This window comes from Oceanobacter sp. 3_MG-2023, assembly GCF_030688925.1.
In the GTDB taxonomy this organism is placed as follows: Bacteria; Pseudomonadota; Gammaproteobacteria; order Pseudomonadales; family Oceanobacteraceae; genus Oceanobacter.
Genome location: NZ_JAUYVX010000002.1, coordinates 135,065 through 151,012, shown reverse-complemented (window position 1 = coordinate 151,012; position 15,948 = coordinate 135,065). Strand labels below are relative to the sequence as shown.

Sequence of the window (15,948 nt, the reverse complement as noted above, 5' to 3'; positions counted from 1 at the left end):
TGAGCGGATCGATCATACGATCATTTCAGCGTGAGCGACTTGCCCGCTGCCTGTCGGGTGGCTGACCATTCTTCATAGGTTTTGGCCGCCGTCTTACCCGGAATACTCAGCAGGACTTCAAAGTAGTCTTCATTAAACTTGTCTGCCAGTACCGTCGCCCGGTGTTTGCCTTTGACGACATACACGGACTGTACACTCTGGTGGTCAAAATCGCGCCAGGTCTGTGGGTCCTTGACGCCGGTATAGGTGTGGTTTTCCAGAGCGGAAATCAGACGGCTGCTACTCAGGCTACCGGTGCGTTCTGCCGCCGCTTTGAATTCATAGACAATATTGTAAGCCGAGGCAGCAGAGCTGGAAGGGTATTTCTGGAAGCGATCGGCAAAGCGCTCAACAAATTGCTGGCCCTTTTCAAAGCCGTACAGATAAGGCACTTGCCAGGTCCAGGGCACGGCACCAATAACGTCTTCCAGAATGCCAGCACCGGCGGAGATGGCCATACCCAGCGTCAGGTTGGGCACCACAATGGTCATCTTGTCTTTCAGGCCCATGCGATAGGCTGCCTTCAACGTGCTGGCCATATCGTCACCAAACTGAACCAGCATCAGCACATCCGCATTGGCGCGTTCTGCTGCTTCCAGAGCACTTTCAATATCTGCCTGCTTCGGGCGTGGAAAAGGTACCAGAACGCCGGGGTATTTGTTTTTATCCTGGGTATTGGTGAAGGTGCGCAGGGAGCCTTCGGTGGAATGGCCCCAGCTGTAGTCGGCGGTCAGATAAAACACTTTTTTACCGGCCAGACTCTGGTTCAGATAAAACGCCAGTGCTTTGGCGGCCATCCAGGCGTTGTAGGTTTCACGAAACATATAACGATGGCCTTCCTCGTCTGTGGTTTCGTTGGCGTAGGTCAGGGTGCCAAAATAGATCAGACCCTGACGGGCAGCCTCTTTACCGGCGGCAATGGCCACGGCACTGGAAGAGCCACCAAACAGCATCGAGACCCCTTGGGACGACAGCCGCTTGACGTTTTCGACGGCTTTATCCGGTTTGGATGCGGTATTGGCCGTGATCAGTTCCAGTGGACGGCCCAACACACCACCTGCGGCGTTGATTTCCTCAACGGCCAGCAAGGCACCACGGGCCTGGGCGATTCCCTGTTCTTTATAGGGGCCAGTCGAGGGGTAGTTCAACCCCAGTTTGATGGAGTCGGCGGCCTGAGCGGTGAGCGCAGACAACGCAAGTGCGGTGAGCACAAAGCAACGATACATGGCGATAACCTTCTTATTATTGTTATTACATCTTGAGTCTTTTCAGCGACCAAGGCGTTACGCCATTGGTCGCATAATCGAGCGGGTGTAGAGGCGGGAAACTTGCTTAATCGACTTTGTTGAGATGAACGTCCATTTGCGGGAACGGAATTTCAATTCCTTCGGCATCAAAACGTAATTTGATGGCTTCCGTCAGTTCCCATTTAACCACCCAGTAATCGGCTGCTTTTACCCATGGGCGTACAACAAAATTAACGGAAGAATCGGCCAGCTCGGACACCGCTACGGTGAAGGCCGGGTCTTTCAGGATACGCTCGTCATTACCCAGCATCTCGGTCATGATCTTTTTGGCCAGCAGCAGGTCGCTGCCGTAGGAAATACCCACGACCATATCCAGACGGCGGGTTGGTTCTTCCGAATAGTTCACCATGGTGTTACCAAAAACATTGGCGTTGGGCACGGTGACTACCCGGTTGTCCGGAGTTTTCAGACGAGTACTGAAAATGGTGATCTTGTTGACGGAACCGGCGACACCACCGACTTCAACGTAATCCCCCAGCTTGAACGGGCGGAAAACAATCAGCATGACACCCGCAGCAAAATGCGACAGTGAATCCTTCAGGGCCAGACCAACTGCCAGGCCGGCTGCACCCAGCAAGGTGATCAGTGAGGTCGTATCCAGACCCAGCTGCGACAGCGAGATCACCACCACCAGCACCATCAGCAGTGCCCGCAGTACCGTGCTTACAAAATCTGTCAGGATCGGTTCAACCCGGGCCTTGACCATCATGCCGGTGATGGCTTTCAGCACCAGATTGGCGACCATGCGGCCGGCAAAAAATATCAGTAACGCCAGAACAATCTGGGTACCCCATGGCAGCAGATATTCTGCCCAGATGTTTTCCGTAGATAATGAACTTCCGAATTGATTTAGCCAGTCCACAAATATTCCTCAATAGATTGGCGATGCCTGGAAAGCCTCGCCTGGTTTGCCATCGCTGGTCGGTGATTGCCGGTCAATAATAGAACGGCGTGTATTCTCGGCTGATGTGGCTGTCTTGTCGGTCAGGCTTTGGGAGGCCGTGGCGCATAAGCCAGTACATCGGAGTGCAGATTGGTCTCGCCAAGACCCAGCGGTTCCAATTGCTCTAGAGTACCGTAGACCATATTAGGGGAACCGCAAGCAAAGACATGGACCCCGGAGAGGTCTTTGAAGTCGTGCTGTATCACCTGATAGATCCAGCCAGCCCGTCCGTGCCAGCCATCGGCCTGTTCTTCCAGTATAGGATGGAAATGCAGATTGGGATGATCATGTGCCCATTGTTGGGGTAAATCGGCCATATAGAAGCCGTCAGCGCTGCGGTTGGACCAATACAGGTGGGTTTCTTGTGCCGGGGCCAGCGCCAGAATGCCTTCTGCCAGTGCCTTGATCTGGGCAAAACCGGTGCCCGCCGCAAGCAGCAGGATCGGTTTGCCAGCACAGGCCCGCAGCTGGGTGGGGGAGATAAAGCAGTCACCCATCGGCAAGGTGGCTGAAATCGTTGGCTGGGTTTGCAGCTGTTTGATCACCTGTGCGGCGGTGTCGCTGGTGTTGGCAATATGCAGCTGCAAGGCCCGTGGCTCGGAGCCGGTGAGGCTGCCCGGGGCGCTGGCAATAGAGTAGGGGATTTTCCGTTCGCTGCCGTCGGTGCCGGTGATATGTAACAGTAGATACTGGCCAGGCCAGAAATCCAGTGCCTTGCCTGCCGGAGCCAGCAGCTCAACGACATATACTTCCTCCGTCAAGGGGGTGACGGCTTGGACTTGCATGGCCAGGTTAACCTGGTCTTTGCAATCCGGGTGCTGAATATTAGCCATAACAATCTGGGTATCCGTTTGGGGCATCGCTATACAACATAATACCCGATTGCTTTGATCAAGTATTTGCTGGCCAATGAGATTATTGAATTTTAGAGAGCCGGCCAGCCAACGACCAGCACAGACTTCACAGACGCCGTTTTTGCAGGCGGTTTTCATCTTGATGCCATGTTCATGAGCCGCATCCATCAGGGTCTGATCAGTGCGGCAAGGCATGGTCACCTGATTCGGTAAAAAGGTAACCGTTACCGTGGTGACGGGTTGCACACTGTTCACTGGCTGTCGTCCATGGGGTCAAGACCGAGTTCCGACCAGATTTCATCAATATGGGCAACCACCTCTGGGTCTTTGACGATCGGTGTACCCCATTCCCGGGTGGTTTCACCGGGCCACTTGTTGGTGGCGTCCATTCCCATTTTGGACCCCAGACCAGAGACCGGCGAAGCAAAGTCGAGGTAATCGATAGGCGTGTTCTCGATCAGGGTGGTATCCCGTGCCGGGTCCATACGGGTGGTAATCGCCCAGATCACGTCTTGCCAGTCGCGGGTATTGACGTCGTCATCCACCACGATGACAAACTTGGTGTACATGAATTGCCGCAAAAACGACCATACCCCCATCATTACGCGCTTGGCGTGACCCGGGTACTGCTTTTTCATGCTGACAATGGCCATACGGTAGGAGCAGCCTTCCGGAGGCAAATAGAAATCAACGATTTCCGGAAACTGCTTTTGCAGAATCGGCACAAACACCTCGTTCAGGGCAACACCCAGAATGGCGGGTTCATCCGGTGGCCGACCGGTGTAGGTGCTGTGATAAATCGGATCGCGGCGGTGGGTAATACGCTCGACGGTGAAGACCGGGAACTGATCCACCTCGTTGTAGTAACCGGTGTGGTCACCGTACGGCCCTTCCGGGGCCATGTCACCAGCATGGATCACGCCTTCCAGCACAATCTCGGCACTGGCGGGCACCAATAGCTCATTCCCAATACTCTTCACCAGCTCGGTTTTGCTGTCGCGCAGCAGTCCGGCAAATGCGTATTCACTCAGGGTATCGGGCACCGGAGTGACTGCACCCAGAATCGTGGCCGGGTCGGCCCCCAGTGCGACAGTGACGGGAAACGGCTCGCCGGGATGGGCTTTTTGCCATTCCAGAAAATCCAGCGCCCCGCCTCGATGACTGAGCCAGCGCATAATGACCCTGTTCTTGCCGATAACCTGCTGGCGATAAATGCCAAGATTATGGCGTTCCTTGTGTGGGCCTTTGGTGATCACCAGGGGCCAGGTAATCAGCGGTGCGGCGTCTCCGGGCCAGCAATGCATCACCGGAATCTTGCCCAGATCCACGTCTTCACCTTCGATGACCACCTGCTGACAGGGGGCCTTTTTAATCACGCTTGGGCCCATGGTTAATACTTTCTTGAAGATCGGCAGCTTTTCCCAGGCGTCCTTCATGCCCTTGGGTGGCTCCGGCTCCTTCAGAAAAGCCAGCAGCTTGCCGACCTCCCGCAGTGCTGCAACTGAGTTCTCGCCCATACCCATGGCGACCCGCTTGGGGGTACCAAACAGATTGGCCAGCACTGGCATTTCGTAACCTTTGGGGTTTTCAAACAGCAGTGCCGGGCCTTCTGCCCGTAATACCCGGTCGGCGATTTCGGTCATTTCCAGATGGGGATCGACGGGGTAGCGGATGCGCTTGAGCTCACCCTGCTTTTCGAGTTGGTCAATAAAGTCACGAAGGTCGTTGTATTTCACGCGGCTGCCTCACTTTCAGGAAGAGGCATGATAGCAACGGGGCGGGTTAATGAGCCAATAGGCTGTGATACTTCTGTGATAACCCGGACGACTCCGTAACACTTCCGGGAGGACTGCAACCGGCTCCAGGCATCATTCTGAACGGGTTGTTCAGCAGGCTGTTGGCAGGCTGCGAACCCTAACCCAATGATGGAGAGCATGATGATGAATTTACGTACAACGCTGCTGGCCGCCGCCATAAGCACTCTGGCGACCCCGGCAATGGCAGCCGACCTGACCGTAGAAATCACCAACCTGACGCGTGGAATTGCCTTTACGCCGTTGCTGGTAGCTGGTCACGATGCCGATACGGCGCTGTTTATGCCGGGTGAAGCGGCCAGTGCCAACCTGCAAAAAATGGCTGAAGGTGGTGATATCAGCGGCTTGTCGGCGGATGTAACCGGTGCCGGTGGTGTCATCGTCGACAATCCAGCCGCCGGGTTGTTGCTGGCAGGACAGTCAGCCAGCACAGATATCGACACCGGTATGAATACCCAACTGTCGATTGTGGCCATGATGCTGCCCACTAACGACGGCTTTGTTGCTCTCAACAGCCTTGAGATTCCAACACTGGCGGGGACCTATTACTACGACCTCAACGGCTATGACGCCGGTACCGAAGCCAATGATGAAATGCGGGGCAGCGGAGCACCGGGCGAAGCCGGATTCCCGGTTCCTGAACCTCTGGATGCCAGCATTGGCATGTCGGCAACAGGCATTGCCGCAGTAGCGGAAGAATTTGTTCATATTCACCGCAATGTGCTGGGCGACAGCGATCTCGGTGGTGGTGTCAGTGATATCGATTCAACAGTACACCGCTGGTTGAACCCGGTGGCCCGTGTGACCTTGACGGTCAAGTGAGGTGATTAAGATGATTCTGATACGCAAGCATGCCGGCCTGGTGCCGGTCTTGGCCAGCGCGGTGCTCTTGAGCGGTTGTTTGGCTGATGACGATAACAACAGCAGTAACAGCGCGAGCGACGCTGAACAAACCAGCAACAAAACCTTTGCCGTCACCGTGACCAATGCCACGGCCGGGCAACCCCTGTCGCCACTGGCGGTGGTGGCACATGGGGCCGGTTATCACACCTTGGTGACCGGCACGGCCGCCAGTATTGAGCTGGAGCAATTGGCCGAAGGCGGCGATAACAGCGCCTTGCTGGCCGCTGCCAACAGCAACCCGGCGGTGTACAGCAGCCAGAGCGGCGAGGGGGTCGTTGTGCCGGGCGGTACGGCAACGCTGACCATAACGCTGGATGGCATAAGTGTAGACAGCATGGGCGCCATGGATGAGAGCATCTTGCTGAGTATTACCAGCATGCTGGTGAATACCAACGATGGGGTGATTGCTGCCTCTGCGCTGGACGTGACGCAGCTGGCAGTGGGGTCATCGCTTCAGGTAACGGCCAACAGCTACGACGCTGGCACCGAAGCCAATACCGAATCGTCGACGACCATTCCTGGCCCGGCTGCCGGTGGCGAAGGGTTTAATGCCAGTCGAGATGATCGGCAAGACCAGGTGACGCTGCATGCCGGTGTGGTCACGCAGGACGATGGCCTGGCCAGCTCGGCACTGACGCACGTCCATCGTTGGGATAACCCTGTGGCCTTGATCACCGTGACCCGGACAGAGTGAATCCGGATACCTCGGTGTGACGCATGTCCGGGCCGCCGCCGACGGGTTTTGTAAGAACCCGAGGCTGCGCGCGACCAAGGAAACAAGGAAAACAGCCACCGCCCGGAGACCCGCCATGCCTGCGCCACTCACTTCCGCCACTGACCCGACGACGCCCGCCGGAGCCACTGAACGTGGCCTGGTCTCGGCCTCTGCGGCGCTGGCCCATCGTATTCTGGTGATTGAGGATGAGCCCGATATTGCCAATTTACTGGCCTTGCATTTACGCCAGCAGTACCACCATGTGCAGGTAACTCACGATGGTCAAGCCGGGTTTGAACTGGCCTGCCAACAGGACTGGAGCCTGATTGTGCTGGATTTACATTTGCCGGGAAAAGACGGCCTGGAAATCTGTCGTGACCTGCGCGGTCGGGGTCACACCGTACCTGTGCTGATGCTGACCAGCCGTTCCAGTGAAATGGACCGGGTGCTGGGGCTGGAAATGGGAGCCGACGACTACTTGCTAAAACCCTTCAGTGTGATTGAGCTGATGGCCCGCATCAAAGCCATCTTGCGCCGGGTACAAACCGAGCGGGCCGGTCGGGAGCCGACCGCGCCAGTGGATGAACTGGTCAGCCAGTCGCACCGTCTGGTGCTGAACCTGCGCCAGCATCGCATCAGCAAGGCGGGCAAGGTGCTCGACCTGACGGGCAAGGAATTCGACCTGCTCAGCTATTTTATGCAGCATCCGGAAGATGCCTTCTCCCGCGCCCATTTGTTAAACCGCATCTGGGGGCAAGGGCAAGAAGGCTACGAACACACGGTCAACACTCACATCAATCGTCTGCGTGCCAAAATCGAAGATGACCCGACCCGGCCCCGCATTATTGTGACTGTTTGGGGGGTGGGGTATCGCCTTGGATAAGCCGGATCATACGTACCGCCATCCGCTGAACCCGAAACCCTCCAGCCGGGTGATGGCACTCGGGGGCCGTCTGTTTACCCGGCTGGCATTGGCGTTGCTGCTGATTCTGGTGATGCTGGGCACCTTGCTGCTGGGACTGTCGGGCTATATGAGCCAGAACCACAGTCTGAATGTGTTGCAACAGCTGAACCAGCCGGTCGCTGGTTATGTGACGCGACAACAGCCGCTGCTGGATGCAGCCGGCGTGGTGGACGAGCAAGCTCTCGACCAGTTGGCCCGGCATGCCATGGTGCTGAACCCTGCCCTGGAAATCTACTTGCTGGACGCCAACGGCCAGATTCTTGGTCATCGTCTGCCGCCTGACCAGGTGCATTTGCAGCGCGTGGCGCTGGCTCCGATTCAACAGTATCTGCAACCGAACGCCCGTTACCCTGTGCTGGGCGATGATCCCAGTAATCCGCAGCAGCGCAACATCTTCTCCGTGGCCGCTATTCCGGCATCTCCAGCCTCCATACTGACCGCCAGCAGCGGCGATGCTGACGCCAGCGGAGCCAGACCACTCGGTTATGTTTACGCCGTTATTGGGGGCCAGCATTACCGGCAGTTGCATGAGTCGGTTTTTTCCAGCTACACCTTTACGCTGGGCAGCTGGCTGATGGTCGGCAGTATTGTCACCGCCGTGCTGGTGGGGTTGTGGATCTTTTTTGTGCTGACCCGGCGGCTGACCCGCTTGCGGCAAGCTGTCTTGCGTTACAACCTGCTCTACCCGGATATGTCGGTGATGCAGCCATTGCTGCAAAAAACACCGCAGCCGTCGGATGAAATTGGCCAGTTGACTCTCGCTTTCCAGCAGATGGCGGCACATATTCAACAGCAGTTCAGCCGGGTGCAGGCACTCGACAGCAACCGGCGGGAACTGATTGCCAATGTGTCCCACGATTTACGCACCCCGCTGGCCAGTATTCAGGGGTATATCGAAACGGCCTTGCTCAGGTTGCACGACGGCCCGCAGCAAGCGGAGTTGCGAGGCTACCTGGACATTGCCAGCCAGCAGAGTCAGCGGTTGTCGCAACTGATTAACGAGCTGTTTGAACTGTCGCTGTTACAGGCCGACAACGCCGAGCCCAATAGCGAACCGTTTTCCTTGCTGGAGCTGGCCCATGACTGTTTGCAGGAATTTCGCCTGAAAGCGCAACAGCAAGGCGTCGAACTGGATTTGCAAGGCCAGCAGCACGACAGTTATGTGGTGGCGGATATCGCCATGATACAACGGGTACTGCAAAACCTGATCGACAATGCCTTGCGCCACACGTCATCCGGCGGCTCGGTGGTGTTGCAGGTCCAGGCGCTTGAGGGTGCCACCCGGATTGAAATCCGCGATACCGGTATCGGCATCCAGCAGCACGATATTCCACATATTTTTGAGCGTTATTATCAGGCCAGCCGCTCGCAAACCATGACCTCAACCCCCACAGGGCAGGCCAAGCGACAAGGCAGTGGCCTCGGGCTGGCGATCGTCAAACGCATTCTGGAATTGCATCAAAGCCGTATCGATGTGGAATCGGTACCAGGAACGGGCACCTGCTTCCGTTTTGAACTGGCCAACTCATTGCCAGCCCGGGAAGCTACCCTGTGACGTAACGCCATGCCTCCTCTATAATGCGCCATTGTTTTTCCGACGGAGCCGAACCATGCAGGCACGAACCACCCTGATGCTGGCCGCTATTGCCGGATTCCTGGGCGTAGCGCTCGGTGCTTTTGGTGCCCATGGCCTGAAACCCCTGCTGTCGGCACCAATGATGACGGTGTATCAGACCGCCGTTGACTACCATCTGCTGCACGCCGCGGTGTTGCTGGGCCTGGGGGGTTGGCAACTGCACCAGCCGCAGGTTTGGCTCAAGCGGGCGGCGCTGTTTATGGTGGCCGGACTGCTGCTGTTTTGCGGCAGTCTGTACGCCATGGTGCTGCTGGATTTGCGCATGCTGGGCATGATTACCCCGATTGGCGGCGTTAGCTGGCTGATTGGCTGGGGCTTGTTGTTTATCGCGGCCCGTTCGATGACGACTTCTACTTCCATTGATTAACGTTAGGCATTCCTGAGTGACAGAACACGAGTCCAACAACCTGAACGACCATCTTCCGGCCGATGCCGCCACTGCCTTGCCTGAAGAGGATGAAGTCGCGGCGGAACAAGCAACGGCGGACGACAAACCCGTTTATCGCCGGGGTATCAAAAGCTTTGTGATCCGCGCTGGCCGCCTGACCAAAGGGCAAGAGCTGGCACTGGAGCGCAAGTGGGCCGAGTGGGGGCTGGAGCTGGCCGATGGCCCGATTGTTCCGGCGGATGTGTTTGGCCGTGATGCCCACACTGTGCTGGAAATCGGCTACGGCATGGGTCAGTCACTGGTGGCTATGGCCGCTGCGGCACCAGAGAAGAACTTTATCGGTGTTGAAGTGCATTTGCCCGGTGTCGGCTCGCTGCTCAACCTGGCAGAAGAAGCCGGTGTCACCAATGTGCGCAGTTACAAGGACGACGCCATCGAGGTTCTGAAGCTGATTCCGGATAACAGCATTGATACGGTGCAGCTGTTTTTCCCTGATCCCTGGCACAAGAAAAAACACCACAAACGCCGGATCGTACAAACCGGATTTGCCCAGACCCTGCGCCGTATTCTCAAGCCCGGTGGCATCTTCCATATGGCTACCGACTGGGAAAACTACATGGAGCACATGATCGAGGTGATGGACGCACAGGCGGGTTATGACAATATCGCCGGCCCTGGCCAGTGTGTTGAGCGCCCGGATGACCGACCACTGACGCGGTTTGAAAAACGCGGTCAGGGTAAAGGCCATGGTGTCTGGGATATGAAATACCGCAAGATTGACTGATCGTTGATCGCCCACGATCATCACTCAGGTCGATAATCCGGCGGCACCAATAATGCCGCCCCCGACTTACTATTTGATAACGTCTGGCCGCTGATTGCCGACGTCCGACGGAGCATACTGATGCAAAAGAAAGATAAAGAAAAAGTATTTGGTGGTGACTGGAGCGAAGACCAGTTGAGCACCTTTCTTGACGTTCCCAGCTACGATGGTGACAGCGCCGATTATATCGGTGCCATCCGCGCCTATCGTTATATGGTGCCTGGTACCTTTGCCCAGTATATCGAGTTGTTCAAGGCCAAAGGTCACGACCTGAATGCCACCAATGCTGCTGGTGAAACCATTCTGGCGACCATCAGCCAGCATAAACAAGGCGCAGAATACGCCGAGATCCTGAAGGATGCCGGAGCTGTCTGATCATGGTGATCAACCTGAGTGAACGATGTGCCAGCTGGCGGCTGATTGGCTGTCGGCCGGTTCGGTCACTCAGGTCTGAATGGATTGTATTCAACTATCGGCCGTTAGCTGGATGTCAGCGTCGTCGGTAGTGTTCCCACTGTTATTTTCCCATCCCCGGGTGCTTGTTATCGCCGGATATCGCGGTTGATTATCTGGTGTCTGCTCTCGCTCTTGTTCTCGCTTTCTGTTTGTCACTACATCGGCACCAGACCGTCCAGATAACGGACGTTATCGGCACTAATGGCTGTATGCCGTACGTGCTTGCTCACCTTCAGTGGTCAGGCTGTACCGGTGAGGTAGCGTAGTAGTTAAGTAGTGAAGTTAGGTAAAAGATAATTGAACCTGTCGCAGCACCACACCCCCCCCCAAAACAGACGCGTAATTGGTGCCATTTGGATACTTCTCAGCACGGAGTCTCCAGTAGATACTAATGCTCTCTATAGATGACATAAAACGGATGTGAATGCATGAAAACGATACTGATAACAGGTGCCACATCGGGTATTGGACTGGCTGCGGCACAGCACATCAGGCAGCAGGGCCATCGAGTGCTGATCACCGGCAGGAGGCCGGAGCGTCTGGAGGTTGCACTGACGGCTCTTAACGGGACAGATCAAGATCACAAGCAGCAGGATACACCTGCGGCTCGTGGTTATTGCTGTGACCAGACAGACGTAACGGCGATCACACAACTGTCGGAATTGCTGTTGGCAGAACGGTACCAGCTGGACGCCCTGATCCTGAATGCCGGTATCTTTTTGCCACAAGCCTTTGAGTCCTTTACAACAACAAACCTGCAGCAGCAATTAAACAGCAACCTGCTGGGGCCATTACAGACCTTGTATGAATTGCTGCCGGTATTGAACAACCCGGCGAGTGTGGTGCTGGTCTCGAGCATTGTGGCGGACAAGGCCTTTGCCAATTGTACGGCCTATGCCGCCAGCAAGGCTGCACTGGAAGGGGCCATGGGCCCATTAAATCTGGAGTTGGCCAGCCGTGGTATACGGGTTAACTGTTTGCGACCGGGCATTACATTAACCGAAATCCAGTCCAAGGCCGGGATGAATGAGGAAGCGTTGGCACAGCTGACGGAAAATATGAAATCCACACTGGCCGGACGCATCCTGCAGCCAGACGATATGGTGGCAGCACTGGAATATCTGGCGTTGGGTGGCAGTAGTGCGGTCAGAGGGCTGAAGTTGCAGGTGGATGGCGGTTATTGCCTGTGATCCCGCTGGTCGGTAGCTTGCCGCGATGGCTGATGGCTGATTGATGGTAGATGGCTGATCGAAAGTGGCCAGGCTGATAATTAAGACGCCCCTGAACGGCTTAACCGCGGAGCAACCGATACACTGCTGTTGCCGTTTCGACAGCCATTACCAGTCGACCCTGTTTGTTTTCACGTGGAACAATACCAACACCTGCGGCTACAACGTCGGGTGCCCAGCGGGCAAGTGATGCTGTAACAAGGCATGCAGACACAGGTGTAAATCATCCAGTGTCCGCCGCGCCCGCTGTGGGTTCTGGTGTACGACCACCAGAAATACGCTGTGGCTGACTTCCAGATAAAACCGCCCCAGCCGTTCACGTTCGCGAATATGGCTCTGGATTCCCATACGTTTGAATATCACCGCCATATGATGGATCACCAGGTCGTCGTGTTGTTCATCCAACTGGCGTAATTCGGGGACCGAAAACATGGCTTGCACCAGTGTCAGTACGGCCTTCTGGCGTTTGTAGACTTTTAAATGGCGCTCCAGCACCTTGTTGAGTAACTGTTCCAGCGGCAGGGTTTCAACCGGTAGCTGGGCAATACCGAGCAAGGCTTGCTCGACATCTTCGAGCCAGCGTTGGCCCATGGCATACAGAATGGCGTGCTTGTTGGGAAAGTAGTGATACAGCGAACCTACCGAAATCCCCACCGCTTTGGCAATCAGAATGGTGCTAAGGTCATCCAGTCCCACTGTTTCCAGCAGTTCAGCCGTGATATCAATGATCTCCCGTGAGCGTTTGCGTGAGCGCCGTTGCATCGGCTCGCTGCGAGGTTGCAGGTTTTGCTGACGCTGTGAACGGGGGTTGGCAGGGGCTGGTTCATCACTCATTGGTGCAGGGGTTCCTCGTCGATAGTGATCCGGGCAACAGGCTCAATATGGATCAGAAAAAGCGGTCGCGCAGGGAATAATACAGCATTCCAGCCACCAGTCCGGGCCAGCGCAACAGGGTACCACCGGGAAAGCTTGGCGTCGGCACCGCGGCAAACTGATCAAAACCCTGGGCTGACCCGGCGAGGGCATCGGCCATCAGCTTGCCACCCAGGGTGGCAAGAGCAACGCCGTGACCGGAATAACCATGGGCAACAAACAGACTTTGATCCACGCGCTCAAAGTGTGGCATACGGTTCAGGGTAATGGCGAGGGTACCACCCCAGCCGTAGTCGATACGGTACTGTGCCAGCTCAGGGTACAAGGCCAGCATATGCTGCTGCACAAAGGCGCGAATATCGCTGGGGAAGCGTGAGGTATAGGTTTCGCCCCCCCCCCACAGCAAACGGTTGTCACCCGATAAACGAAAATAATTGATGACAAAGCGGGAGTCTGCCACCGCTACATCGGCGCGATTAATCCGTTGGACGAGGTGGTCCGGGAGCGGCTCGGTGGCGAGAATAAAATTGTTGATGGGCATGATCTTGCCCGCAATGCGTTTTTCCAGAGGCCCGAGATAGCCATTGCACGCCAGCAATATATATTGGCAGGAGACGTTGCCCGCGCTGGTACTTACCTGGGTTGTTCGGCCCGATTGATAGTCTGTTACCCGGCTATGTTCATACAGCTGGACACCGGCTTGCTCGGCGGCAGTCGCCAGCCCCAGCGCGTAATTCAGCGGGTGCAGGTGCAAGGCATTGGTGAAATGTTCTCCACCGTAATAACGCTCGGTACCCAGCATCTCCTGTACATCGGCGGGCTTGATGTAAGCCACGTCCTGATAACCCAGAACCTCCTGTTTATAGGCTACCGCGGCTTCAATGTCGGCGCTGTGACCCGGTTTGGCGGCGACATGTAACACGCCATGTTTAAGATCACAGTCAATCTGATGTTTGTTGATGAGTGTTCTGACCAGTTCGACCGAATCCAGCGACATCTGCCACAAGGCGTCCGCTGTGGGGCGGCCGACTTTTGCAGCCAGATCCTCATGCGCCATATTCAGGCCTTGGCAAACCTGGCCACCGTTGCGGCCAGAAGCACCCCAGCCGATTGATTCCGCCTCCAGCAAGGCGACCGACAAGCCGTGTTCGCGCAGCTGCAGTGCTGCCGACAAGCCAGTGTAACCACCACCAATGACACACACATCGGCCTTGATGTCCCCTTCCAGTGAGGGGTAGGCGCTGACACGATTGGCACTGGCGCGATAGTAGCTGTCGCGATCTGATTGTGTGTGCATGGTCTTGCTCCAGCTGTCGGATGATCTGTCTGGCGCTACCGTAGCACAATAAAATCCGAATGATAATTCGGTTTTTATTGTGCTGACAAAATCGCCAAATTGAGCAATTATCGAACAGGTTGCGTTGCTCTTGCGGGCTTTTTGACATAGCCTTAAACCGAATTATTGTTCGGTTTGAAGCTGAAGATCAAACACGAATCGTTATCCTACCGACGCTGGTTAATTGGCCAGCACAACCAGAACCTACTGCAGGACAGGTGAATTATGGAAGCCGTCGAACGCTTTCTGAAAGAAAATGGCATTACTGAAGTTGAGTCTACTTTTCCCGATATGACGGGTAATGCCAGAGGCAAGTTTTATCCTACGCGCAAATTCCTGACCGAAAATGGCGGTCATATTCCGGAATGTTTACTGGTACAAACGGTGAACGGAGAGTGGGCCGACAATCACTATGATCTGGTCGATCCGGCGGATAAAGACATGCTGCTGGTGCCGGACCCATCGACGTTGCGTATTGTGCCCTGGGCCGATGAACCCACTGCCCTGGTGATTAACGACTGTTATACCTCCGATGGTAAACACCACCCGCTATCAAGTCGCTCGGTACTGCGCCGGGTCTTGGCACTGTATGAAAAAGAAGGCTTGCGACCGATTATTGCGCCAGAGGTCGAGTTTTACCTGGTACAGAAAAACAGTGATCCGGATTACGAACTGAAACCAGCCATGGGCCGTTCCGGCCGTCGTGAAAACGCGCGCCAGTCTTACAGTATTGATGCGGTAAACGAGTTTAACCCGGTGATTGACACCCTGTACGCCTACTGCGACGAGTTGGGTCTGGATGTGGATACCCTGATTCATGAATCAGGGGCCGCACAAATGGAAATCAACTTCCTGCATGGTGATGCCATGAGCCTGGCAGACCAGGTGTATATCTTTAAACGTGCATTACGTGAAGCGGCCCTGAAACACGATATGTACGCCACTTTTATGGCCAAGCCGATGCAAAGTGAGCCAGGCAGCTCGATGCATATCCATCAAAGCCTGCTCGACGCCAATACGGGCAAGAATATCTTTGCCGGAGAAGGGGATGAGCTGTTCTCAGCAACCTTTTATCACTATGTTGGCGGTTTGCAGAAATTTACCCCGGCGGCGATTCCTTTTTATGCCCCTAATGTGAATTCCTACCGCCGTTTTGTGCCGGAAATCGCTGCGCCGGTTAATTTCAAATGGGGAATCGATAACCGCACGGCAGGATTACGTGCCCCCAAGGCTCCCAAGGATGCCACCCGAATTGAAAACCGCTTTGCCGGGTCAGACTGCAACCCGTATCTGGCCATCGCGGCCAGTCTGGCGTGTGGTTATCTGGGGATGAAACTGGGTATCAAGGCGGAAGCCCCGGTCGAGGCGCTGGCGGCTCATGAAGGGGATCTGGTGGCGGTCTCACGTACACTGGAAGAAGCCTTGCGCTTGCTGGAAGAATGTCCAGAATTGCAAGAAGTGATCGGAGAGCACTTTGTTAAGGGATATATCGGCGTCAAGCGTGCTGAATTTGAAACCTTCAACAAGGTAATCAGCTCCTGGGAGAGAGAGTTTCTGCTGATGACGGTCTAACGAACGTTTCATCGGTGTTGTTCGATAATAGATAGAGCGACGACGTAACGCTCGAAAATGTAGTTCTCGATGCATTAACGCTGGATGAAGTATCCG

General features: G+C 55.6%; 15 protein-coding genes. 9 read left to right on the top strand and 6 right to left on the bottom strand.

All coding sequences use genetic code 11. The features are described from left to right. Positions 1-20: 20 nt before the first annotated feature. The 4 genes from Q8W32_RS02590 to ubiD form a co-directional block, all read right to left on the bottom strand. Entirely contained in the window at positions 21-1,265 is a 1,245-nt protein-coding gene (locus tag Q8W32_RS02590) for an ABC transporter substrate-binding protein (protein WP_305413587.1), read from the bottom strand. Between the two features lie 106 nt (positions 1,266-1,371). Further along, positions 1,372-2,208, bottom strand: coding sequence for a mechanosensitive ion channel family protein (locus Q8W32_RS02585; protein ID WP_303431202.1), 837 nt, complete (start codon positions 2,206-2,208; stop codon positions 1,372-1,374). A 122-nt stretch (positions 2,209-2,330) separates the two neighbouring features. Continuing rightward, entirely contained in the window at positions 2,331-3,398 is a 1,068-nt protein-coding gene (locus Q8W32_RS02580) for a 2Fe-2S iron-sulfur cluster-binding protein (RefSeq protein ID WP_305413585.1), read from the bottom strand. Continuing rightward, on the bottom strand, positions 3,395-4,879 hold the full coding sequence (gene ubiD / locus Q8W32_RS02575; RefSeq protein WP_303431200.1) for a 4-hydroxy-3-polyprenylbenzoate decarboxylase: 1,485 nt from the start codon (positions 4,877-4,879) through the stop codon (positions 3,395-3,397). Before ubiD ends, Q8W32_RS02580 begins: the two co-directional genes overlap by 4 nt. 198 nt (positions 4,880-5,077) lie before the next feature. Between ubiD and Q8W32_RS02570 the strand changes: the two genes are divergently transcribed. The 8 genes from Q8W32_RS02570 (at position 5,078) to Q8W32_RS02535 (ending at position 12,032) form a co-directional block, all read left to right on the top strand. Next, positions 5,078-5,779 carry a spondin domain-containing protein gene (locus Q8W32_RS02570; protein ID WP_305413582.1) on the top strand — a complete coding sequence of 234 codons (702 nt, stop codon included), beginning with the start codon at positions 5,078-5,080 and terminating at the stop codon, positions 5,777-5,779. Between the two features lie 10 nt (positions 5,780-5,789). After that, a complete protein-coding gene (locus tag Q8W32_RS02565) occupies positions 5,790-6,554 on the top strand; it encodes a spondin domain-containing protein (RefSeq protein ID WP_305413581.1) in 765 nt (254 codons plus the stop codon). Between the two features lie 115 nt (positions 6,555-6,669). After that, the gene (locus Q8W32_RS02560) at positions 6,670-7,458 is read left to right on the top strand and encodes a response regulator transcription factor (protein WP_305413579.1); all 789 of its coding nucleotides are present in this window, start codon (positions 6,670-6,672) and stop codon (positions 7,456-7,458) included. Then, positions 7,451-9,094, top strand: a complete 1,644-nt coding sequence (locus Q8W32_RS02555) for a cell wall metabolism sensor histidine kinase WalK (RefSeq protein WP_305413577.1) — start codon at positions 7,451-7,453, stop codon at positions 9,092-9,094. The genes Q8W32_RS02560 and Q8W32_RS02555 overlap by 8 nt, the downstream gene beginning before the upstream one ends. A gap of 55 nt (positions 9,095-9,149) precedes the next feature. Then, positions 9,150-9,542 (top strand): DUF423 domain-containing protein, encoded by a 393-nt coding sequence (locus tag Q8W32_RS02550; protein ID WP_305413576.1) that lies wholly within the window; start codon positions 9,150-9,152, stop codon positions 9,540-9,542. Between the two features lie 16 nt (positions 9,543-9,558). Beyond that, positions 9,559-10,347: a tRNA (guanosine(46)-N7)-methyltransferase TrmB gene (gene trmB / locus Q8W32_RS02545; protein ID WP_370693300.1), complete on the top strand. Its 789-nt coding sequence runs from the start codon at positions 9,559-9,561 to the stop codon at positions 10,345-10,347. A 120-nt stretch (positions 10,348-10,467) separates the two neighbouring features. Beyond that, positions 10,468-10,761, top strand: a complete 294-nt coding sequence (locus Q8W32_RS02540; RefSeq protein WP_303431194.1) for a PA4642 family protein — start codon at positions 10,468-10,470, stop codon at positions 10,759-10,761. A 509-nt stretch (positions 10,762-11,270) separates the two neighbouring features. Beyond that, a complete protein-coding gene (locus tag Q8W32_RS02535; protein WP_303431193.1) occupies positions 11,271-12,032 on the top strand; it encodes an SDR family NAD(P)-dependent oxidoreductase in 762 nt (253 codons plus the stop codon). Between the two features lie 198 nt (positions 12,033-12,230). On the opposite strand, the gene Q8W32_RS02530 is transcribed toward Q8W32_RS02535, so the two are convergent. Then, a complete protein-coding gene (locus Q8W32_RS02530) occupies positions 12,231-12,905 on the bottom strand; it encodes a TetR/AcrR family transcriptional regulator (protein WP_305413574.1) in 675 nt (224 codons plus the stop codon). A gap of 52 nt (positions 12,906-12,957) precedes the next feature. Beyond that, entirely contained in the window at positions 12,958-14,241 is a 1,284-nt protein-coding gene (locus Q8W32_RS02525; RefSeq protein ID WP_305413572.1) for an FAD-binding oxidoreductase, read from the bottom strand. Positions 14,242-14,505: 264 nt separating this feature from the next. On the opposite strand from Q8W32_RS02525, the gene Q8W32_RS02520 reads away from it, so the two are divergent. Then, complete coding sequence (locus Q8W32_RS02520) at positions 14,506-15,852, top strand: glutamine synthetase family protein (RefSeq protein WP_303431190.1); 1,347 nt, start codon at positions 14,506-14,508, stop codon at positions 15,850-15,852. The last annotated feature ends 96 nt before the right edge of the window (positions 15,853-15,948 follow it).